A 21889-nucleotide genomic window follows, 5' to 3' on the forward strand; every position below is an offset into this window, starting at 1 on the left:
ATTGCATCGGCGTTTAAGTGAGCGATTCAGGAACATTCGCTCACCGTAGGCAAAGGAATTTGGGAAAGAAATATCCGTTGGATATTGAAAAAATCGTGCTTATGTGCTCTCTTCGCCGGAAGATGACGGTTCACCAAAGGGAATTCCGGGGCAGAGCATCTGGAGCAGTTCTGGCGGCATCGTCTCGAAGTGCTCCAGCATGAAATCCATCAGGGCCAGATGTCTGAGGTCGCTGGCACTGGGCGCACGATAGTCCTGCCCCTGCAAAAACCAGCGATGGACGGTGACGGGAGAACGGGCGCAAATGGCGGCGATTGTTTCGTGGCTAACGCCCCATTTGCTGTAGAAAGCCTGCGGGGAAAGACCCAGGCGGCAACGGGCATAGAGTTGAATCAGTTCAAGTTCACGCTCGGTTAAAGGGCGAGTCATGGCATCGCCTCCAGGTCATCTTCCCAGGCGCAATCCGCCAGCACCTGCCCGGTAGTTTCACTCAGCCAGACCAGGTATTTCCAGTTCCAGGTGCCCCGATGGTGGGCATAGGCAAAATAACGACCGATGACGATGCCAGTGGTCAGGGTATCGGCAGTCCAGCAAACACAATCGCCATAGAGAAACATCGGCAATGGGGCTTCTTCTGGGAAGTGAACTGGCAGGCACCGCATGGGATGGCGATCGCGGATTTTAATTGGCGACAAGTCAACGGTTTCTCCGGAGCGCAAAGCATGAAGGTAGGCCGCAAGCAATTTTCCAGAGAGCGAGCGCGCTAGCTGGTGAATTAGCAAAGCGGCCAGGGCTTCTGCCTCTTCTACGCTGAGATGTAGCCAGGTGGCATCAAAGTAGGCATCGGAGAAGTTGCACAGGCGATCAATCAAAGCGGGGACGTTGAAATCTTGAGTTGGAGCAGTTGAAGGGTCATCATCAATGCTCGAAGGAATGGGGGTTTGCATGGCATGGGCTCCCAAAAAGGAACCCCAAGTGCGATCGCACTTGGGGTATGAGGTAAGGATTTGAGTGACAAAATTAGCCGTTCGCTTCAGCGACTTGGCCTTGACGTTCACTCAGGTGCAGAAAGCCAGGGCCATTGTCCTCAGCATCACATTGAGCGATGACACAGAAGAATCGGGACTCGGCGTTCTTGGCGATGATCAGATAGGGGTAGCCCTCTTGGCTGATTCCGGCATGGCAGACCTGACCACCAATCAGCTGTTTGAGGTCGTCTTCGTAGGGAAGAGGCATTGTGAATTCCTTGGAATGAAGGGGCAGCAGCCCGAAGAAAATCTCCGGGCTGTGGGAAGCAGATCTAGAAGTCGTCGTAGCCAAAGGCAGAATCTTCTGCTGGGCTTTGAGTTGGGGAGTGGATCGCGCCCTTGCCAAAGTCAGTCCAGGTCTCGAAGTCCTGCAAGATGCGCTCTTTGAGCGCAGTATCGTAGCCCACGAAGTAAGACTTCCAGTTCTCAGCAGTCGGCTGTCCGTAGCTGGAAACCGAGCAGACCCAGGACTTTTTCTCCTTGCCCTTGAGTTCCGGCTGCACCCGCACCGCCAACACTGACAGTGCCATGAAGCGATCGCCCCGTGGCTTCTTCGCCCCAGTCGCTGCCCCATAGGCTTTGCTCATGTCGCTGTGGAAGTTGCGCACTGTTTCGCCAAAGCTGCCGCAGAAGGAACCCTTGGTCGTCAGCATCAGCGGCGATTCGTGCATCAGCTGCTTGTCTTTGGTGATGAGGTAGACCAGATAGCGCTGCTTCAGTAAATGGATCGCGCGATCGTAGGTGGACTTCTGGTAGTCGCTGATGAACTCGCCACTGTCGCGGTGATACATCATCAGCTTGGACTTGCCCAGAATCAGCAGCCGTGCCAGCAAAGAGCGATAACCTTCTGCGGTTTCTCCCCGTTGGAAGGTAGCGGTGTGCAGCGTCCAGTCTTCGTTGGGCACAAAAAAAGCGGCTTCCATGTTCTCAGCGGTGATGAAGAAGCCCGACTGGTTAGGATCTTGGTGGTTGAGCAGCTGCAAGTAGGGCAAGGATTCCCGCCCTTCCTCAAATTCAGCAGTATCAAACTCGTCGGACTCTGGAGTGACCAGCGTTTCAGCCGCCTGAGGGTGATGGCCATTCTGGGCGGCGGTGGTTGCGATGGTTGAAGTGGTCATGGAAATTCTCCTTGAAAGTGATGAAGTGAAGGGGCAAAGCCCTAGCTCAGCCCTGATGAATAGACATGAATCGGTTTAAAACTCGTCGTCGCAGCTACAGGGGTTGGGGGTGTCCATGTAGCCAAAGGCGAAGTGTTGGCGTGGCGTGTAGTGGATCAGTCGCCCGTCGGGGTCTTTGGGCAGTTCCTTGAGCTTGGCAACATAGCCTGCCAGGTAAGCCTCGTGGGCATATTCCGGCAGACGACCAAAGGCGGCATCGGTACTGCCATCGAGGTAGCGCTCTGCGTAGGCAGCATCGGCCTGCTCGGCCATCTCGGTTTGGATAGAATCAGTGAATGCAGGTAACACGGTCATGTCTCCTGAAAAGTTATGGACGTGAATCCGGCAGTGCCCCGGCTGAAGTTGGAAGCTCTCCGGGGCATCACCGTTTGCAAGTGAAGGTGAATCGTGGACTTGAACAGTTTTCAGTCGTGGGGGACATCGGAATCAGCTCCGGCGGCTGCGGCATCAGCAGGTTCCCCGTACTTTGTGGCTCTGGCGTCCTGCTCTTTTTCCTTACTCTTTTATTATAGCCCGTGTATACGTGGGATAATTATTTCAAGAGGGGGATTTGACAGGATTTTCGATGAGAGTTTCTGATCAATTTCAGGAAAAAATTGGCCACGCCATAAGCCCGACTGATCGATAGCCGGGGATGGCTGATGCCTCGTATACTTGGGATGATTTACCCCCCTAACTGTGGAGTTTTCCGGCGATGAGTGATGAGGTTCCCCGCAGAGATTATTTGACCCGCTTTCAGCAGCAGGGCGAGGTGGCAATGGCTGAGCGGCCTCTGTGTGTCCGGTTGCCGGAGGACATTGACGCGCTGATGCGGGAGAAGGAGAACCGGACAGCGTGGTTGCGCGATGCGATCATGGAAAAGCTCTGGCGCGAGGGGAATTTGCCAGAGCGGTATCAGGATTTGATGGATCAAGAACCGGATTGATGGGGTAGTTGATGTCAGTACAGCGATTGGGTCGGTATTTGACGCTGGAGGAGTTTTGCACCTGCACGCGGACTTACCACAAGTATGCTGATCAGATTGATCCGTACCCGAAGAACCGGGAGGAGACGATTCCGTCGTTGGCGGCGTTGTGTCAGCACGTCATCGATCCGGTGATTGATGCGTTTGGTCGGGAGCGGTTTCAGCTCACCTATGGGTTTTGCTCAGCGGATTTGAAGCGGTGGCTGGCGAAGAAAGACCCGGTGACGGGAGTGAAGCATGGCCGGGTGAGCCCGAATTTGGATCAGCACATGGCCCATGAGGTAAATCGGAATGGGAATTACTACTGCTCACGGTTGGGGGCAGCGTGTGATTTTAGAATTTTGGACTTGCCGAGTGACGAGCTGGTTGAGTGGATTGTGGCGCAGGAGTTACCGTTCGACTCGCTGTATTTTTATGGAGCAGAGCGACCGATTCACATCAGCTATGGACCGCAGCATAAGAGTGATATTTGGACATTTATGGAGCAAGGTACTCCGACTAAAAAAGGAATCGAAACTTTGAAACAATTGAGCTAAATTGCCTAAACTTAAAACTCGACAGCACCTAAAGCAATCAAAGTTTCTTGTTCAAGTTTTGTCAGTCCGCGAACTCTTGAAATATTCATGCCTTCGTATGGTCTAAGGGGCTGTATTGATTCTAGACACTGACCACTATCAACATCCCAAATTCTCATAGTCTGATCAAAGCTTCCGCTGGCTAGTTTTGAGCCATCTGAATTCAGGCATATAGATCCTGCTCTATCTGTATGACCACGTAGAGAATTCAAGCATTCTTGCGTTTCTATATTCCAGACTTTAATATCGCCTTTATCTCCGGAGCTGAATAAACGTTTGCTGTTTGGAGAAATCTCAAGACAAACGATAGCATTTTCATGGGCTGTCCAAGATTTCACGTGTGTTTTACTATGAACGTCCCAAATTCTAATGTCTCCATCTGCACCACCGCTTATCAGTGAATAACCATCGGGAGTAAAAACGAGGGAATTTACTCCGCCTACATGTTTTTTAAGGTTGGCAATGCATTCTCCAGTTTCTAAATCCCAAAGTCTAATTGTTCGATCATCTCCAGCACTAGCAATAAGTGAGCCATCGGGACTAACTTTGACAGCCCACAGCCAATTTTCGTGTCCCTCTAAAACTTTGAGACATTCACCACTGACAACATTCCATACTCGTACCGTCCGATCAGCACTGGTAGTAATGAGCTTTTGGCCATTGGGAGTAAAGGCAACTGCATTAACGCAGGCCCCATGTCCTCTCAAGATCTTGATACAAGTGCCTGTTTCTAAGTCCCACAGCTTTACTAAGTGATCAAAACTAGCAGTTGCAACAATTTTCTGAATAGGACTCACTTGTACATCATTTATACGGGCTTGATGAGCATCGAGAACCAAATAAGGTTTATATTTTGGTGAAGTCTCTAAGTCATCTAGTGTCCAGATGTGCAAAGTTTTATCTTCACAACCAGCAGTCAGAAAGTAATCATCGTGCGAGAGCGATATCGCACGAATTTCTCCTGTAAATCCTTGAAATAGATTTATACATTCGCCTGTTTGAACGTCCCATTTTCGAATAGTTTGATCGTCACTAACGCTGGTGATAATGTCGGAATCTGGCTGAAATGCGACCATTCGAACCCATCCATCATGGCCAGCGAGTGTCTTCAAACATTCTTGCTTCTTTACATCCCAAATTTTGATAGTGGAGTCATAGCAGCCACTAGCTAAGAGACTGTCATCATGGTTGAAAGTAACAGTTGAAATTTTTCTATAAGAGTGTCCTTTTAAGACTCCAATGCATTCTTCTTTTTTCCAATTCCAAAGTCTAATAGTTTGATCACGAGCACCACTTGCTAAAAGTTCTCCATTTTGACTTAATGCAATGGAGCGTACTTTACCAGTGTGTCCTTTTAATTCTCCAATAGCCGTTTCTGTGTCTAAGTTCCATATTTTTATAGTCTTGTCTGAAGAGCCACTTATTAGTAACTTAGATTCGTTGTCAATTAGCACAGATTCTACAGCAGCCGTGTGTCCCGCTAAAATTTTGATGCAGTCTCCAGAAGTGAAATTCCATATTCTGATTGTCATGTCATCGCTGCCACTAGCAATATAGGTTGCATTGGCACTGATAGTGACTGTGTTGATTCGGCTCTCATGTCCCTTAAGAGTTCTTACACATGTTCTGCTTTCTAGATCCCAAACTCTAACTGTATGATCGAATGATCCACTAATGACGTATCTTCCATCAGGACTAAAAGCTAAAGCACGAACCCAGTTAGTATGTCCTTTGAGGCGAGTAACAAAGTGATTATGTTGAACATCCCAAATGTCTACTGAGCGATTAACACCTCCTGTAGCAAGTAGTTTGCTGCCAGGGTCATAGGCTAAGGCGAAAATCGCACCAAATGTATTGGGTAAAGCTGAGTCAGCGAGCATCGCACCTTCAAAATTAGTGTTCTGCAAAAATGCGCCTATAAAATCAGCTCCTCGAATGTTTGTATCCGATAAGTCTTGCTGAGATAGTACGCATTTATTTAGCCTGATCATTAAAGTTGCGATGTTTCCTCCAATGTAGCCAACAGACTCAAATGATCTTTTCTTCGTACTTTTTAGCGTTTCTAGGAGGCTATTTTCAAAATTTAAACTTGGAACCTGGAGCATTGGCAACATCAAATCTATGATTGCTTTTGGTAGTGGCGATCTGCCTAGCGTAAGGATAAGACTATCTATTGTTTCTGCATTAAATCGGAGTAAAGGTGGCACCAGGTGATTATTTTTTAGAATTTTCTTAGTTGACTGAAAGTAATTTGACCAAGTGTAAATTTGTGGTTGCAGATGCTCACTTATATTTTCTTGTGTTTGCGCTAGTTGAAGAAAATCAGCTGATAGAGCGCCTAGTTCAGCCGCAAACTTGTACGCTACAAAAAACTCTAACAACGATCGATGAGCTGGAGCGTAATCTCCTTCAGCATTACGAATCAGCATCGTCTGCCCCATCATGTCGTAATGCCAATGGTCCAGATCCTTCTCCTCCTCAACCGCAGGGCCAAACAGCTTACGAATGCGATCCGGAAACTCGCGGTAGTTAATGCTCATGCGATCCGTACTGAGCATTTCCCACGACAGCTCACACATGAAATAGAGCTTGTCCGCCATTGAGGTAAACGTACGCTCTGCCTTGATATCCCGCTCCATCTTGTGGCGCACGGCGTAGAGATACACCCGCGACATATCCACCGGCTTACCCGCCTCAATATCCGGCAATGCCTCTAAAATCAGCTCTGTCAGCACCGGGCGACGAGCCAGATCCAGCAGTTCTGGGTTGCCCATAATCTGCTCCACCGTGACGGTTTGAGCTTGATGCGAGAGCACCTCACGAATCTGCTCATCGTTGAACTTCTCCAGTTCCAGCACCTCAAACTGGGGTGTTTCTCCGGTCAAGTCCTTAGTTGACGCTTGCAATTCGGCATTCAAGAGGGCTCGCCCTTCCTTTGCTTCCGGGAAGTGCTCCGTGCGGCAGGTGAGGATGACCTTCGCTCCTGGCACCACCACCTTCGCCAGTTCCCAGAAGTTGTTGATCATTTGCTGGCGGTCCACCCGCGCCGCCATTTCATCAAAGCCGTCAAAGATCAGCAGCAGCTTGCCCATGCGGTTGAGCTGTTCAAAAGCCGAATAACCGGGAATGGGGATCTCGTGCTTGCGGAAGAAAAACTCTGAAAACAGCGACTCGACACTGACCGCTTTGGCATAGTCTCGCAGCGGCACCACCAGCGGTAGCCGGGGACGCTCCAGTCCTCTGCGCTGGGCTTCGCGATAGCGCTGCAACGCTTTCCAGGCGTAGTGAAAGGCAAACCAAGTTTTGCCCGTGCCGAACTCCCCCAGCACCGAGATGTGCTCTTTCGCCGGGTCATCGAGCCAGAGGTCAATGTAGCCGTCAATCCAGCCGTCCCGGTCATCGTATCGACTCACGCCAATCCGCTGACGAGTATCCGGGTCGATTTCTTCCTTCAGGCACGCGAGGGGCACATATTTCTGGTCAATCCCTCGCTGCTCAATCTCGGATTCTAACCAGGTGAGATAGCCGCTAAAGTCAGCATCCTGATCCAGCAGTTCATCAAAGGTGAAGCAACCGAGGGCATCGTTTTCCGGTTTCTCAACCTCGTCTCGGGCGGCCCGACTGATGCGCCTCGCGGTGACCAGCCACCCTTCATCGGTGCGGTGAGTTTCTACCGCCTGTCGCAAGTCTTGAACGTCGGGCAATCCGGCTTCACCGTCAATGCCCCGCACCAGGATGCGATCGTACCGCCCTCGTCGTACCGGGATGTTGATAATCCACTCAAAGTAGTCGTCCTGCCAGACTTCATGGGACTCGAAGCGAAAGCCCAAAGTCTCGAACCAGCCGCGCATCTGCTGCGCCAAAGCAAAGGCTTTGCACTGTTCAGCGCTGAAGGTTTCGGGGGCGATCGCACTTCCTGGTAAAGCGGGATAGTCCTGAGCCGCCAACCGAGCCATTTCAGTCCGCATTCCCTCAATGGTGGGCAGACGATTCAGCCGTTCTTGCAGGCCGCCAATTTGCCGATGCAAGGATTCCAGCTTTTGCTCAGCGAGAATTTCAGCGGGTGTGCGGGTGCGTTTGGCCACTTCGATAAAGACGGCAGCAAAGGCGTAAAACTCGCGTCGGATATCGACGTTGTGGGCTTTGAGGTCGGCTTTGAGGGGATGGTCGGCAAGAAAGTCTTCGCCGTTTTTGAGCAACATGGCAGGCGTGTTGCGCTCCAGGGCTTCTCGGAACAGTTCTTGAATCTTGGCCTGACGAAAGATTTCCAGCACCGGACGCGGTTTGCCGACACCATACTCCACCAGGGCGTATTGATAGACTCCGGTAAAGTCGGCGGGCGGATGGTCGGGGTCGAGGTTGAGCCGTTTGAGCAGCTGAATGACGCGCTCATTGCGGTTGATGCTCTCCATAGCGGAGTCGAAGAGCAGATCCATCAGGTTGTCCAGACCAAACATAGGCGTTCTCCCGACACTTTTCTCTAGTGAAAACCAAGTTGCTGTAAAACGCCCGAAAGTTTACGAAGCGCTCAATAAAGTGATGAGGACGGTCTTAATCCCACCAGAAGGAAATCACGACGGCATCTTGCTTGTCGCCAAAGGTTTCGCCCCACAATCCCCTTCGCAGACGGAGGGCAACATAATCCCGGAATTCCCAGTCTTCCTCTTCCTCCAGGTCACTGCCATCACACACATCGACCACATCGGCTCGCCATTTCTTGCCTAAATCCATTAGCTGAGCTACTAAAACGTCCTGATTTTCGGTCAGCACGTACAAGGTGTCGGCAGGGTAGGGAATAAAGTGCAGAATGCTCGTCTCTGGCATGGGGCGGTAGTTGGCCATGGCCAGAAGAGTTTCTAAAATGCCATTGAAACTGAGTCCGTCTTTGTCGGGTGCGTAGACGGGTTTGGTGAAAAGGAAACTTTTCCAAAGTTCGGGGTACTGAGCAAGATCAGTAATGACTTCCTGACCGTCAAACTCGTTGAACCGCCGCTGCCACACCAAAGCGGCAATCAGTTCTTGCGGCGAGTGAGACTGGGCAACGGCGGCTACCTTATCAAAGTCAAGCATCAGGATTGCTCCTCCGCTGATTCGGGCTTTGAGTTGAAGCAGCGCGATCGCACCGCCTAATTCTTATGCTCATCAATATCCTTACGTCGCACGACTCGATGCCCTCGCAACTCTGCACCATGCCCAGCTAAACACTGCTCCCAACCGCGACGGTCAAAGATTGCCTTTGGATCTTCCAGCAAGCCCCATTTGCGCTCTTGCTGACTGAGTTTGGCGAACTTGGTATAGCCGGGATAGTCTTCGGTGATGAGCTGATCCTTTTGGTGTAGCAAAGGTGGATTGTCCGGGTCGTAGTCGCGGTAGCGGACGTGCAAATCGCGCAGGCCGATCACCATACTGGTATGCAAAGCCGGGTGTGGTTCCTTGTCAAAGCTGGGATAGAACAGGTAAGTGATTTGGGGCTTCTGGACGTGGAACTTCACGACCGTGGCTTCTTCGGGGCGTCCGATAGTGCGAGAGGCACAGCCTTCATAGAGGCGTAGCAGCGGATCGAGTTGCTCGATCGCGGAGACATGTACCCACAGGGAGTTAGGACGCTGCTGCCCGATCGCACTCTGACGACACCGTTCTTCAACCAGCTCAGTTTGCCCCAAGCTCATCAGCATCAGGTCAGCGGCGGTGCAGGCTTGCTGATAGCTGCCGAAGAGGGCTTTGATGTCGGTGCGGATCGTGGGGGAAAGGTCTTTGAACTTGGGGCGTTTGCCGAAGTGGCTGAGGGCTAGATACACCAGCAGGTCATTGCGGCGTTTGTCGGAGATCGCATCCCACTCTCCGGCATCGGTGGCTTGCAGGATGACCTTGAACGCTCGCTTGATGCTGCCAAATTCTGACTGAAGCGGCCCCAGGGCAACCTGGTCGAGTTCTTCCACCGCCGGGAGGCGACCGCGATCGGTGTAGAAATCCATCAGCGGTTGCAGCAGCTCGCGGTATTCCTCGAACTTGTTGACTTTGAGGCGAATGCGGGGAGCGGTGGTACGGGAACGGAAGCGGGAGGCACGGAAGACTTCGGCCTGGGCTTCATCGCGGAAGACGAAGTAGATGCCCAAGGCAACCGGAATGGCGTCAACGCCCAAAACCTGGTCGATGTAGGACTTCAGTTCTTCCTGCTCGTAATACTTCTGGAAGGTGTTGCGGCTGGTGATGATGCCGTCTCCATAGGCAATGACACCACGGGTGCGATCGTCGATCAGCACTTGAGCGGCGACAATTAAGACCTTTTGCGCTAGGTTCCAGGCATTGATCAAGGCTTCCCGGCGCTCGGCAGTGTCTTCGATAACATTGATGACGTAGCCGAGATTCACCACATCGGCGGACAAATGGCTTTCATCGGGGCGATAGTAAGGATCCCAGCCTGCACTGATGAGGCCCAGTCGCTTGATGTATTCAATATCGGCACCGTGACCGCAACCGTAGTCGAAGTAGGTGGTGTCGGACGGAAAGAGACCTGCTTCAACGGCAAGGCGGACGGGCTTGGAGGCAGTGACGCGGGCGATCGCGGCTTTATGGCGCTGAATCTTGGGTTTTGCTTGAGTTGGCTTCGCTCCAGTTTGAATGGGGCAGGCCAGGAAGTGATCGTGGATGACGAGGGTGCGATCGCGCAACCGCTGTTCCCAAGCCTTGCGGAGACCAATGCCCCGTGAGGCTTCCAGCAGCCCTAGGACTTCTTCCTGTTTGGTGAGCCAAGCAAACGTATCGTAGTGAGGATAGTCGCTGCCAACAAAGGTTTCCTTGCGGTGCAGCACCGGCGGATTGTCAGTGGTACTGTAATCTCGTTGGCTAGCCTCTAACGTTTTGAGGTTTACCTGGATGCTGCTCTGGAGGGCTGGATGAGCCTCGGCGTCGAAGTCTGGATAAAACAGGTAGACAATCTGAGGCTTGTTGAAACTGAACTTAACAAGTGTCGCGTTTTCAACTTGAGGGGATACCTTTTTAGCAAGCTGCTCTAGCTGTTGCAGGGCTGGGTCAAGCGTTAGAAGCGCTGAAACATGCACATATAGGGCATCAGGGAGGAGCTTACCCACCGGGCTACGCTGGCAAAGTTGGACAATATTCAGCTCTGTGGTAGAGATGCCAGACATTCTGGGGCCGCCACTGGTACAAATTCATGAGAGCCATCTTACCGAGAAGTTCCGAAATCTTAACTGTACGGCCAACTTTGCCGATAAACGCTAGATAGAGTTAAGCCAAACTTGATTTACTCCACATATAGTATTTGAGGCTGTAAGATATCTCCTACGGTGACAGTTGTTTAGGATGAGTCTCTCAACAGTTAGTTACAAAGCGGATTGCATTGAGGGCCTATAGTTAGATATTTTAGTACACGGGTTCTGGTTGGGCGTTATGGCTAGTCAAGCAACACTCGATGACAACAAGGTAAAGACGCCCAAGGTGACAGTATTTGCTCGTCACGAAACCTTTCATCCTCGATTTGGCTGGCTCAAAAAAGGCTTTGACTGTGCAGCTAAGGATCCCAAAATCTTTCTCGACGAGAATGCTCCAGTGCAGCTTGGAGTCGGGAAGAACATGGTGCGCTCTATTCGATATTGGTGCAATGCCTTTAATTTGTTAGAAGACGATGAGCCAACTAGCTTTGGTGAGGCCCTTCTAAATGATTCAGGTTGGGATTCTTATTTAGAAGATCCCGCATCGCTATGGCTTTTGCATTGGCATTTGGTTCAACAACCCTGTTATGCGACAGCTTGGGACTTTGCCTTCAACCATTTTCGGAAAGTCGAGTTTACCTACGAAGACCTATATTACGAACTCTGCGAATATCGCGATCGCGAAGCTACTCGCATTGCTGATTCCTCAATTAAGAAAGACGTGAGCTGCATTCTGAGGATGTATGCCGGACAAAATGCCAAAGCCTCTATGAGTGAAGATGCTTTAGATTGCCCCTTCACCGATTTGCGGTTAATTCAGACCGCTGGAGACAAGCGTCACTACACCTTCCGCATTGGCCCCAAGCAAAATCTGCCTGCCGAGATTATTGTTTATGCCGCACTGATCTTTGCTGAAGAGATTTACCAAACAGCCCGAACAATTCCGATTGCAAATTTGCTCTACGACATCGGTAGTCCTGGATTAATCTTCAAGCTGAATGAGTCTGCAATTTGTGATGCAATCGAGCGAGTAAAGCATCCTTTTCAAGAACTCAGTATTGAGGATGCCGCAGGCAAATTACAGTTTACGTTTCGTACGGATAGCCCCAGTAAACTCGCCAAGCAAGTCCTGGCGAGTTACTACGATGACCAACGAGGAGAAGCAGTATGACGAATCCATCTGTTTCAAACCATCCGACTCAGCCAAACTCTGAGGTCCAGATGGCTCCAGCGGGGCAAGGAAAAACACTTGCGGCCTATTTTTCCCTCAATCGTCGCTATTACCGCTCCGTTAACCTGGTTCGAGATCTAGACAAACCTGAGTCGGTTCAGGGCTATGTGCCAACCGAGCGCTCTGGTGATGCCCTGCGCCGCATTCTCGGGGCGTTAGGAAATCCTGATGCCCATCGGGCTTGGACGATCACAGGAGTTTACGGAACCGGGAAATCGGCTTTTGCCCATTATCTGCTATCGCTCTGTGCAGATGAAAAAACCAATGTCAGAGCTGAAGCTCAGGCGATCGCCCAAGCTTCTTTTCCTCCAGATAGTCCAGAGTTAGAGGCTATTCACAGCAATATTCCTGCGAAAGGCATCTTGCGGGCAGTCACGACAGGGCAACGAGAACCGCTGAGTTGGAGTATTGCAAGAGCTCTCATCACTGCCGCCGACCGTCTCTGGAAAAAGAAAAAGAAGAAGCCTGATTTTTGGCCTCGGTTAACTGATTGGGAGGTTGAGCTCGCTGCGCGGCAGCCAAGGATCAGCAACCAAGAGGTTCTCAGCCTTCTCAAGGAGATGGTAACGGCTGCGCAAATGCCGCTGATATTAGTGGTGGATGAATTAGGCAAGGCTCTAGAATACGCAGCCCACAATCAAGGGGTGCAAGATTTATATCTGCTTCAGCAAATTGCTGAACTAGACATCAAAGGAGAGCACCAGGTCTATTTTCTCGGCTTGCTGCATCAATCCTTTGCTGGCTACAGTGAGCGGCTAGCGGCAGTTGAGCAAAGTGAATGGACAAAGATTCAAGGTCGATTTGAAGATATTCCCTTTGCCGAGTCTCCCAGTCAAATGACTCGGTTAATTGGTCGCGCCATTGACCAGTCCCAAGCTGTTCCCATCGGCGATACCATCCGTCAAAATTCGACTCGTTGGTTCGCGGCTTTAGCGCCTGTCTTGGCAGAAAATGATCTTTCTGAGGATGTTCTAGCGGCAGCCTATCCCTTGCACCCCATTACGGCTTTGGTGCTGCCGTTGCTCTGTACTCGCTACGCCCAAAACGATCGCTCCCTATTCACGTTTTTAACCAGTGAAGAACCATTCGGCCTCCAAGAGTTCATGGCGACTGCTCAGGTTGAAGGTGAACCGCTGCCTACACTCAAGCTATATCAGCTTTATGACTACTTTGTAGAATCAGTCACGGGGCTATCGTCTCGCATCAATCTGCAGCGCTGGGTCGAGGTTCAAGGGCTCATTGAGGACGCTCGTGGTCACAGCCCGGAAACGATTCGGGTCTTAAAAACGATTGGTATTCTCAACCTCATCAGCACGAACGGACCGCTAAAAGCAACCCCAACGCTGGTAGCCTTATCGCTGTGTGATACCCCTCAGGACCAGGCCATAAGTGAATGGAAAGAGGTCATCAATGCCCTGCAAAAGCGCACGCTACTGACCTATCGCAAACAGCGCGATGAGCTACGTATCTGGCAGGGCTCAGAGTTCAATGTAGAAGCTGCTATTTTTGAGCGTCTAGAGCAAGAGCGATCGCCCATTGCAGAACTGCTTGAAAGCACCTATCCGTTAAAGCATGTGGTGCCGCAACGGCATTACACCACAACCGGAACGCTGCGCTATTTCGAACAGCGCTATGGCGATAGTCGCTTAAACCTCAGCGAACTGGCTTGTAGTTCAGGGGAATACGATGGCCTCATTCTTTACTGGCTAGATCGTACAGAGCTTGAATCGGTTCCGAGTCAAACCTTAGAAGGCAAACCCCTCGTAGTTGTAGAGGTCGCTAAGTTAGATGTATTGGCAACCAGAGCTCAAGAATTTCAGGTCCTTAAGAAGATCTGGAAGACTGCGCCTGAACTTCAAAATGATGGGGTGGCCCGACGCGAGGTTAAGCAGCGTTTGACTGATGCCGAACAGTTACTAGACGAGACCGTACGCCAAACCTTTGACTGGGCCAGTAGTCAAAATCGCTGCTGGGTTGAGGGCAGTCTTTGCGAAATGCCCAACGCTAGAACATTTCAGTCGGCGTTGTCGAAGATCTGCGATCGCACCTATCCTCAGACCCCCATTTTGGACAATGAACTGATTAATCGTCGGGTACTGACTTCACAGGGCGCAAAGGCCCGACGAGAACTGATTGAAGCGATGTTAGAGCGAGCCGATCAGCCTAGGCTAGGGCTAGAAGGCTATGGCCCCGAAGTGGCGATGTACTATTCAGTCCTCGAAACCGGTGGAATTCATCGGCAAGAAGATGACCAATGGGGCTTTTATCCACCTTCTGACAGCGCTGGCATCTCATCTCTCTGGGCAGCCATTGAGGCTTTCTGCTTAGAAGCTAAGGAGAAGCAATTTTCACTGGGAGATCTCTATCAGCGCTTAGAGCAGCCGCCCTATGGCATCAAACAGGGGATGGTACCGATCGTGTTAGCAGCGGTTTTGCTTTATCACGTCGATGATGTGGGCTTCTACAAAGACGGCACTTTCGTTCCAGTGATGGGGCCAGAGCATTTCGAGTTGCTGGTGAAGGATCCCTCACGCTTCTCAGTGAAGTATTTCGAGATGGTGGGGCTACGTTCCCAGGTCTTTCGAGAGTTGGAAAGCATTTTGCGATCGCAAAATGCTAAGGCACCTAATGGGGTCCGCAATGCCTCATTGCTCATGGTGGCCAAGCCACTGTTTAGCTTTGTGCGGAAACTGCCCAAATACACGCTCCATACAGAACGGATGAGTGACGCCGCTCAGCAGGTATTAGCTGCTCTACAAAAGGCGCAGGAACCTGATGAACTGCTATTCGTTGCCTTACCGACAGCGTGTGGCTTTGGGCCGATGCTGGCAACGAATGAGGACGGCGGGAAAGCGAAAGCCTTCCGAAAGCAGTTAGTACAGTGCCTCCATGAGATTCAAACCGCCTATGAAACTCTGCTGAGCTTTTGTAAGACACGTTTATACGAAGCGTTTGGCGTGCGGAAAGAGGCCAATCTGAGGGAGGATTTACAGGTGCAGGCTACGCCTCTTATCGGCAAATGTATCGAGCCCGTGCTCAAACGGTTTATTCTCGCAGCCGTGGATGATACTGCGGAAGATAACGAGTGGTTAGAGGCCCTAGTGATGATCGTGGCTGATAAGCCACCAAAATCATGGACAGACAACGATATTACTCGGTTTGAGTTGGCGTTGGTTGACTTAGTACGGCGATTCAAGAACTTAGAGGCGTTACAGAAAGAGGTTGAGGCTAAAGGTACTGGCTTTACGGCTAAGCGATTGACCATCACCGAGCAGAACGGGCATGAAGTGAATCAGGTGATTTGGGTAGATGCTGATAAGGAAGACTTACTAGAGCAAGCGGTGGACAAAGCTCTGGAGCTACCTGAACTTCAAGGGGATCCTAAGCTACATCAAGCATTTATCGCTAAACTGAGCGAACGTATTCTCGATGTCCAATCCACTTCTGACTTAGATAAGCCGCGTAAAGCCAGGAAACACGCTATATGAGCAAGCCTGTAAGACACATTCTGGGACTCTCTGGAGGTAAAGACAGTACGGCCCTCGCTGTTTTCATGCGTCAGCAATATCCAGAGCTAGAGATAGAATATTTTTTCTTGGAAACCAACAAGGAACTTCCAGAGACTTATGACTACCTTGATCGGATAGAAGCAAGACTAGGTATAAAAGTTGTTCGACTCGAGGCAGAAAGAGGTTTTGACCATTGGTTCGAAGTGTATGGTCAGGTACTTCCATCTCCGAAAATGAGATGGTGTACTGATTTCATGAAAATTCGCCCTTTAGAAAAATTCATCGGCAATGATGAAGCAGTCAGTTATATCGGCATCAGAGCTGACGAAAATCGGGAAGGCTATATTTCCACAAAGCCAAACATTAGACCTGTTTTCCCGTTCAAGGAGCATGGCCTGACAAAAGCTGACATTTTCAGAATTCTCGATGAAAGTGGATTGGGGCTTCCAGACTATTATCGCTGGAGAAGTCGTTCAGGCTGTTTTTTCTGTTTTTATCAGCGAAAGTATGAATGGATAATGCTTTCGAAAGAGCATCCGGATCTCTTCAAGAAAGCCGTTGCTTATGAACAGGCGTCTCAGAAGGATAGAGGCTATACATGGGTGCAAGGTACTACATTGCTTAAGCTTCTAGAAAGGCAAGATGAAATTATTGAGCAGCACAATAAGTCTATTAAGAAAGAGGAGGAGAAACTAAGAAAACGAAATGCTTCATTGGCAGATGTCCTGGAATCTGTTTTAGATGAAGAGGATGACGAAATTCCTTGTATGATTTGCAGCTAATTTTCTGATTTCTTGACTACCAAGACTTAGAGAGGATATGCAATCTTGAACTTTGATGATTTCTTGTCAAGAGCAGATGATTTGACCCTTCAACAGCTCTTAGGTAAACCAGCACTAGATTTAATTGTTTTATTAGATTCATCATTAGCAAGTCCTAAGCAAGTTCGCCGATTGTTAGTCAATTTAAGGTCACGAACTGGTCTTTTGAGAGATCGATTTAGCTATCGCTTACTAATAGATCTCCTGAAACTTGACGAGGCTAGGATGTTGTGCTCATTTCTAGACATTCAGGAAAGCAACGATGTTTATGAGGCCCTTAAGAGAACAAGAATCTCTAAAGGCTCTCGAAGAGAGCAGCAATTGTTTGCTTTTTTCGAAATGGGAACACCTTTAGAAGGTGCCAAAGCCATAGTTTCTTCGACAGAGCCCGTTTGCAGTAATTATCCCCTTTTTAGTCACCAAAGAAAGGCCTCAAGAGCAGTCAAAAATCATCTCTATAGAGAACCCTTTAAAGTTTTATTGCACATGCCTACTGGTGCGGGAAAAACTCGCACTGCAATGAATATAATTGCCGACCATTTGAGAATTCACGAACCGACATTAGTCATTTGGTTGGCACATAGCGAGGAATTATGCGGGCAGGCGGTCGAGGAGTTCTTTTGTGCATGGAACCATTTAGGAGATAGAGAAATAACGGTTCATCGTTTTTGGGGAGAATATAATATTGAACCATCTGTTGCCCAGGACGGGTTTCTGGTTGCGGGCCTAGCAAAAGTTTACAACCGATTAAAGACAGACATAAACTTTATTGGGAAAATTGGTAGATATTCCTCTCTGGTTGTTATGGATGAGGCTCATCAAGCAGCAGCTCAATCCTACAAACTTATTTTAGATAATCTTGTTGTTCCTCACCCTAAAACATCTTTGCTAGGGCTTACAGCAACACCGGGCCGTAGTTGGTCAGATATAGAGCAGGATGAAGAGCTATCAGAGATTTTTAGTCGCCGCAAGGTAATTCTTGAGGTAGATGGGTACTCTAATCCAGTAGATTACCTAGTCGAGCAGGGTTATTTAGCTAAAGTTGAGTACAAACCCTTGCTCTATGAGGGTGGTGTAGCCCTTTCGAAAAAAGATATTGATTTGATTGAAGAGTCCTTTGAAATTCCAAAACAGATTTTAGAAGAATTAGCCAATGATGAAAAGCGAAATCTGAAAATAATATTGGAGATTGAGAGATTAGCTATTAAACATCGAAGGATTATTGTTTTTTCAGCATCAGTTCAACACTCTGACTTAATAGCCTCAGTCTTAAATATAAGAGGACTTCACGCTAATTCTATCACTAAGGATACTGAACCTGAAGAGCGCATAGAAATCATTAATAATTTCCGGAGAGAAGATGAAGAGACAAGGGTCTTATGTAATTTTGGTGTTTTGACAGCAGGCTTTAATGCTCCGACGACTAGTGCAGCTGTTATTGCAAGGCCTACAAACTCATTAGTTCTTTATAGTCAAATGATAGGTCGTGCCACTAGAGGTTATAGAGCAGGTGGAAATGAATATGCGGAAGTAGTTACTGTAGTTGATTCGAATTTACCGGGATTCAGTAGCATTGCTGACTCATTTGTTAATTGGGAAGATGTATGGAGGAAATATGACGACGAGGCGTGACATTGTTCCAGCACATTTGGCTGTTAAAGCGATGCGCGATAATGGCTATAAAAACGCAGCATACGCTATTGCTGAGTTAATGGATAATGCAGTTCAAGCAGGAGCTACACGGATAGAACTGTTATGCGGAGAAAAGGAAATACAATTATCACAACGCAAAAGGTCGAGAATTCACCAAGTTGCAGTCTTAGATAACGGATCAGGAATGGATTCTGAAACACTACAGTTAGCTCTGCAATTTGGTAACGGGTTGTACCTCGATGAGTCTAAACATACCGGTATTGGCCGTTTTGGAATGGGTCTTCCATCATCATCAATTTCCCAATGCCGTAAGGTTGAAGTTTGGACTTGGCAGGATGGAATTGAAAATTGTCTTTATTCTTTTCTAGATCTAGACCAAATTGAGAATCAAGATATGTCAGAAGTTCCCGTTCCTGAATCCAAAAATTTTCCACAAGCTTGGTCTCAGGTATGCTCAGGAGTCAGTACGAGTGGAACACTCATTGTTTGGTCGGAACTCGATAAATGTATGTGGAAAACGGCTAACACTATAATCGATAATTCCGAATTTTTAATTGGTAGAATTTATAGGAAATTTCTAATCAGTCAAGATAGCTTATCTATTAGGCTATGCGGCTTTAAGTTTAATAATATTGCTGAACCTTTTGTCGATAGAGAGGTTCAGCCAAACGACCCAGGGTATCTGATGGATAAAACTTCATGCCCTGCACCATATGACAACAAAGCAATGTTTGAAAAATGGGGTGATGAGAACTATGAGCTGTCTCATACTATAAGTTTTAGGGGCAAGGAGCACATAGTTAAGACCAGATTTTCGTTGGCTAAAATTGAAGCCAGGCAGGGGGCACAGCCGGGAGCAACGCCACATGGTAAACATGCGGCAAAAAATATTGGCGTTTCTATTGTTCGGGCCGATCGAGAATTAGAATTAGAAGATGCTTGGGTAGTACAGTATGACGCTAGAGAGCGATGGTGGGGAGTCGAAGTGGAATTTCCACCATCGTTGGACGAATTATTTGGCGTAACGAATAATAAGCAGACTGCCAGAAACTTCTCTGAGCTAGCAGACGTAGATTTCAATACTTTGCTAAAGGGTGGAAAAACGGTAACTCAGTTGAAAGAAGAGTTTGAGGAAGATGAAGATCCTCGCGCTCCATTACTGGAAACGGCATATCGTATCACAACGAATCTAAACACTATTAGAAAAAACTTGCTTGCACAAAGAAGCAATGATAGCCGAGCACGTAAGCAGCGTCACAACCCAACGCTATCTGCTGAAGCTAGAGCAACAGAGATCACGAATAAATTAAAAGATGAGGAAGGTTTAAGGGGAAAGAGTGACGAGGATGAAAACCTTCCTCCAGACGAGAGGAAGTCAGCCATAGAAGATGCCTTTATTGAAGATGGAGTTGAAAAAGAATCAGCTAAAGAATTAGCTGCAACGACGGTAAAAGATGGGCTTAAATATGTTTTTGCCAATGCAAACATGAGTACTCCAGCCTTCTTTACTGTTAAGACAAAGGGAGGATCAATTGAGATCCTCCTTAATGACTCTCATCCTGCATATGAAAATCTCATGGGGGTTTTGGAGAAGGATGTTGAGGGAGTTGAAGAAGATGAACTGCGCTCTCGCTTAGCAGACTCTCTAAACGGCCTGAAACTCTTATTAATGGCTTGGGCAAGATATGAAGATCAGCAACCTGATGGGGTCTTAAAGGAAAGAGCTCAAGATACTCGAACCGACTGGGGCAAGCTAGCAAGATGGTTTCTCAGACAAGAGGAATAAGGGATTTTTTTGCTATGAGGAGTTGAACTTTAGTTCATTCTTATAATGTTTAATGTTCAATCATTCTTCCGAAATATATCACAATAATTTAGATGAACTAGCCAAAAACTTTGCTGTTTCGGCGAACAAAACGATCGATATATTTTCACCTTTCATTACTTTAAGCGTTCTGAAGGTAATATTATCAGATACTAGACCTGGTGTGAGGGTCAGTATATTGACCCGTTGGAAAATATCTGATTTTCTGATGGGATCCGCTTCCTTAGAACTTTTTGATTACTGCCTCTCGACAGGATGGGTATTATATATCAATCCCAGGATTCACTTGAAAACAGTAGTCAGGGATTATCATGATCTTCTTTTAGGGTCTGCCAATATTACGGGGCGAGGATTAGGCTTGCTTAAGCCAGAGAACTATGAAGTTCTAACCTACATACGAAATCCCTCGAGTAGCTATCTTCTTTTCTTAGAACAAATAAAAGCTGAGTCAGCCATTGTCACTCCACTAGTAGTTGCTAGATTTCGGGAGACACTGGAACGTTTGAAACTTAAATTTCTGTCTGATTTCACAGGGTTAGCTGATGAAGACGAGAGATTGCACACTGAAGCAGTGAGCAGAGACTTCTTCCTTACTTCTGAGTTACCTATGTGCGAGGATATCAGCCTACTTTATCTGGTAGTCCAGAATCCTGATATTGACTTAGACAACGAAATCCTATCAACGGCTCGTCACGATATTGCTAAATATGCCTTGTGGAAAAGAAGTTATAAATCAGAAAATGAGTTTAGAGAGTACTTGGCTTATCAGTTTCTAACGCATCCATTTATTCAAGCACTTTGCAACTTCATTGATCGCCCTAGAAGGTTTGGTGAAATTAGAGCTTGGGTACAACGAGTTTGTACCGATGTTCCCGTCCCCACGCGACGTTCTTTGTCCGATAATGTCAACGTGCTATATGACTGGTTAGTTATCCTGGGTGAGGAACAATTCATAACCTACCGTCCAAACCACACTGAGCTAATTGCTCCAAGAAACTAGCTTCAAATGCCAAGGTCAACGAAATTTTCATAGGTTGTTATCTGTTGGTTAACGACTCCTTGCATATGGCCGAAATCATCTACCTTGATAACCACGCAACCACCCCAGTCGATCCAAGAGTTGCGGAGAAAGTCCTTTTTCATATGATGAAGGGGTTTGGAAACGCGAGCAGCACTGATCACGAGATCGGAGATGCCGCCGAAGATGCCGTGAAGAAAGCAAAAAGCCATATTGCAGAACTCATTGGAGCCTCTTCCCGCGAAATCATTTTCACGTCTGGCTCTACCGAAAGTATCAACCTCGCCATCCAAGGTACCATTCAGCATTTAGAAAACAAAGGTATTCATCCTCGCATTGTCCTCTCCGCAGTGGAACACAAGGCCGCTCTCGACACCTGCCTTGCCCTCGAAGAACAGGGGCGCGTCAAACTCTTAACACTTCCAGTAGATACCCAAGCTCGCATCGACTTGGCCCAGTTAGAGCAAGCCTGCGCCAGCGGCGTTCATCTTCTCTGTGTCATGGCTGCCAACAATGAAGTTGGCACCCTCTACCCCATTGAAAAAATTGCCCATATCGCTCGAATCCACAACGTTCCATTCCTGTGCGATGCTTCGCAGACAATCGGCAAAGTTCCCATCCATTTTCAAGACTGGGGCATCACAATGCTCTCTCTCTCCGCCCATAAGTTCTATGGGCCTCAAGGGGTTGGGGCTTTAGTCGTCAAACGAGGGCACTCCTTAGAACCACTGTTCTACGGAGGTGGACACCAGAGAGGCTTGCGCTCAGGTACCTTGAATCTTCCAGGTATCGTTGGACTAGGAGAAGCCTGTCGGTTAAGGGCTTTGGAGATGGAGGAAGATGAAAGGGCGATAGGTGAGAAGCGCGATCGCCTCCAAAAACTCCTGACTGACAAAATTCCAGGGCTCATTGTCA

Annotated in this window: 17 protein-coding genes; 9 read left to right on the forward strand and 8 right to left on the reverse strand. The window is 48.4% G+C overall.

Translation table 11 applies throughout. The features are described from left to right. Positions 1–99: 99 nt before the first annotated feature. The 5 genes from ACTS3T_RS05440 to ACTS3T_RS05460 all read right to left on the reverse strand — a co-directional run bounded on the left by ACTS3T_RS05440 (position 100) and on the right by ACTS3T_RS05460 (position 2494). Positions 100–429, reverse strand: a complete 330-nt coding sequence (locus ACTS3T_RS05440; protein WP_377963304.1) for a helix-turn-helix domain-containing protein — start codon at positions 427–429, stop codon at positions 100–102. Next, positions 426–1058 (reverse strand): hypothetical protein, encoded by a 633-nt coding sequence (locus tag ACTS3T_RS05445; protein WP_377963305.1) that lies wholly within the window; start codon positions 1056–1058, stop codon positions 426–428. Before ACTS3T_RS05445 ends, ACTS3T_RS05440 begins: the two co-directional genes overlap by 4 nt. Next, positions 1021–1236: a hypothetical protein gene (locus tag ACTS3T_RS05450; protein ID WP_462934839.1), complete on the reverse strand. Its 216-nt coding sequence runs from the start codon at positions 1234–1236 to the stop codon at positions 1021–1023. Before ACTS3T_RS05450 ends, ACTS3T_RS05445 begins: the two co-directional genes overlap by 38 nt. Positions 1237–1300: 64 nt before the next feature. Beyond that, the gene (locus tag ACTS3T_RS05455) at positions 1301–2146 is read right to left on the reverse strand and encodes a DUF5895 domain-containing protein (protein ID WP_377963309.1); all 846 of its coding nucleotides are present in this window, start codon (positions 2144–2146) and stop codon (positions 1301–1303) included. Between the two features lie 75 nt (positions 2147–2221). Further along, complete coding sequence (locus ACTS3T_RS05460; RefSeq protein WP_377963311.1) at positions 2222–2494, reverse strand: hypothetical protein; 273 nt, start codon at positions 2492–2494, stop codon at positions 2222–2224. Between the two features lie 406 nt (positions 2495–2900). Between ACTS3T_RS05460 and ACTS3T_RS05465 the strand changes: the two genes are divergently transcribed. Further along, positions 2901–3131: a hypothetical protein gene (locus ACTS3T_RS05465; RefSeq protein WP_377963313.1), complete on the forward strand. Its 231-nt coding sequence runs from the start codon at positions 2901–2903 to the stop codon at positions 3129–3131. 11 nt (positions 3132–3142) lie between these two features. Further along, complete coding sequence (locus ACTS3T_RS05470; RefSeq protein ID WP_377963315.1) at positions 3143–3706, forward strand: hypothetical protein; 564 nt, start codon at positions 3143–3145, stop codon at positions 3704–3706. Between the two features lie 11 nt (positions 3707–3717). On the opposite strand, the gene ACTS3T_RS05475 is transcribed toward ACTS3T_RS05470, so the two are convergent. The 3 genes from ACTS3T_RS05475 to ACTS3T_RS05485 form a co-directional block, all read right to left on the reverse strand. Next, positions 3718–8202 (reverse strand): WD40 domain-containing protein, encoded by a 4485-nt coding sequence (locus tag ACTS3T_RS05475; protein ID WP_462934840.1) that lies wholly within the window; start codon positions 8200–8202, stop codon positions 3718–3720. A 94-nt stretch (positions 8203–8296) separates the two neighbouring features. Next, positions 8297–8815 (reverse strand): hypothetical protein, encoded by a 519-nt coding sequence (locus ACTS3T_RS05480; RefSeq protein WP_377963048.1) that lies wholly within the window; start codon positions 8813–8815, stop codon positions 8297–8299. 56 nt (positions 8816–8871) lie between these two features. Then, on the reverse strand, positions 8872–10893 hold the full coding sequence (locus ACTS3T_RS05485; protein ID WP_377963046.1) for a DNA phosphorothioation-associated putative methyltransferase: 2022 nt from the start codon (positions 10891–10893) through the stop codon (positions 8872–8874). Between the two features lie 262 nt (positions 10894–11155). Between ACTS3T_RS05485 and ACTS3T_RS05490 the strand changes: the two genes are divergently transcribed. The 7 genes from ACTS3T_RS05490 to ACTS3T_RS05520 form a co-directional block, all read left to right on the forward strand. Further along, complete coding sequence (locus ACTS3T_RS05490; protein WP_377963044.1) at positions 11156–12088, forward strand: DUF4007 family protein; 933 nt, start codon at positions 11156–11158, stop codon at positions 12086–12088. Next, positions 12085–15636 (forward strand): hypothetical protein, encoded by a 3552-nt coding sequence (locus tag ACTS3T_RS05495; RefSeq protein WP_377963042.1) that lies wholly within the window; start codon positions 12085–12087, stop codon positions 15634–15636. Before ACTS3T_RS05490 ends, ACTS3T_RS05495 begins: the two co-directional genes overlap by 4 nt. Continuing rightward, positions 15633–16439: a phosphoadenosine phosphosulfate reductase family protein gene (locus ACTS3T_RS05500; RefSeq protein WP_377963040.1), complete on the forward strand. Its 807-nt coding sequence runs from the start codon at positions 15633–15635 to the stop codon at positions 16437–16439. Before ACTS3T_RS05495 ends, ACTS3T_RS05500 begins: the two co-directional genes overlap by 4 nt. 45 nt (positions 16440–16484) lie before the next feature. Further along, entirely contained in the window at positions 16485–18110 is a 1626-nt protein-coding gene (locus ACTS3T_RS05505) for a DEAD/DEAH box helicase (RefSeq protein ID WP_377963038.1), read from the forward strand. After that, on the forward strand, positions 18094–19917 hold the full coding sequence (locus tag ACTS3T_RS05510; RefSeq protein WP_377963036.1) for an ATP-binding protein: 1824 nt from the start codon (positions 18094–18096) through the stop codon (positions 19915–19917). Before ACTS3T_RS05505 ends, ACTS3T_RS05510 begins: the two co-directional genes overlap by 17 nt. 52 nt (positions 19918–19969) lie before the next feature. Then, positions 19970–20956, forward strand: coding sequence for a phospholipase D-like domain-containing protein (locus ACTS3T_RS05515; protein ID WP_377963034.1), 987 nt, complete (start codon positions 19970–19972; stop codon positions 20954–20956). Positions 20957–21021: 65 nt separating this feature from the next. Continuing rightward, positions 21022–21889 (forward strand): cysteine desulfurase family protein (locus ACTS3T_RS05520; protein ID WP_462934841.1); only part of this gene is annotated, 868 nt, incomplete at its 3' end.

This window comes from Almyronema sp. (genome assembly GCF_052168255.1).
Taxonomy (GTDB): domain Bacteria; phylum Cyanobacteriota; class Cyanobacteriia; order Phormidesmidales; family Phormidesmidaceae; genus Sphaerothrix; species Sphaerothrix epifaneia.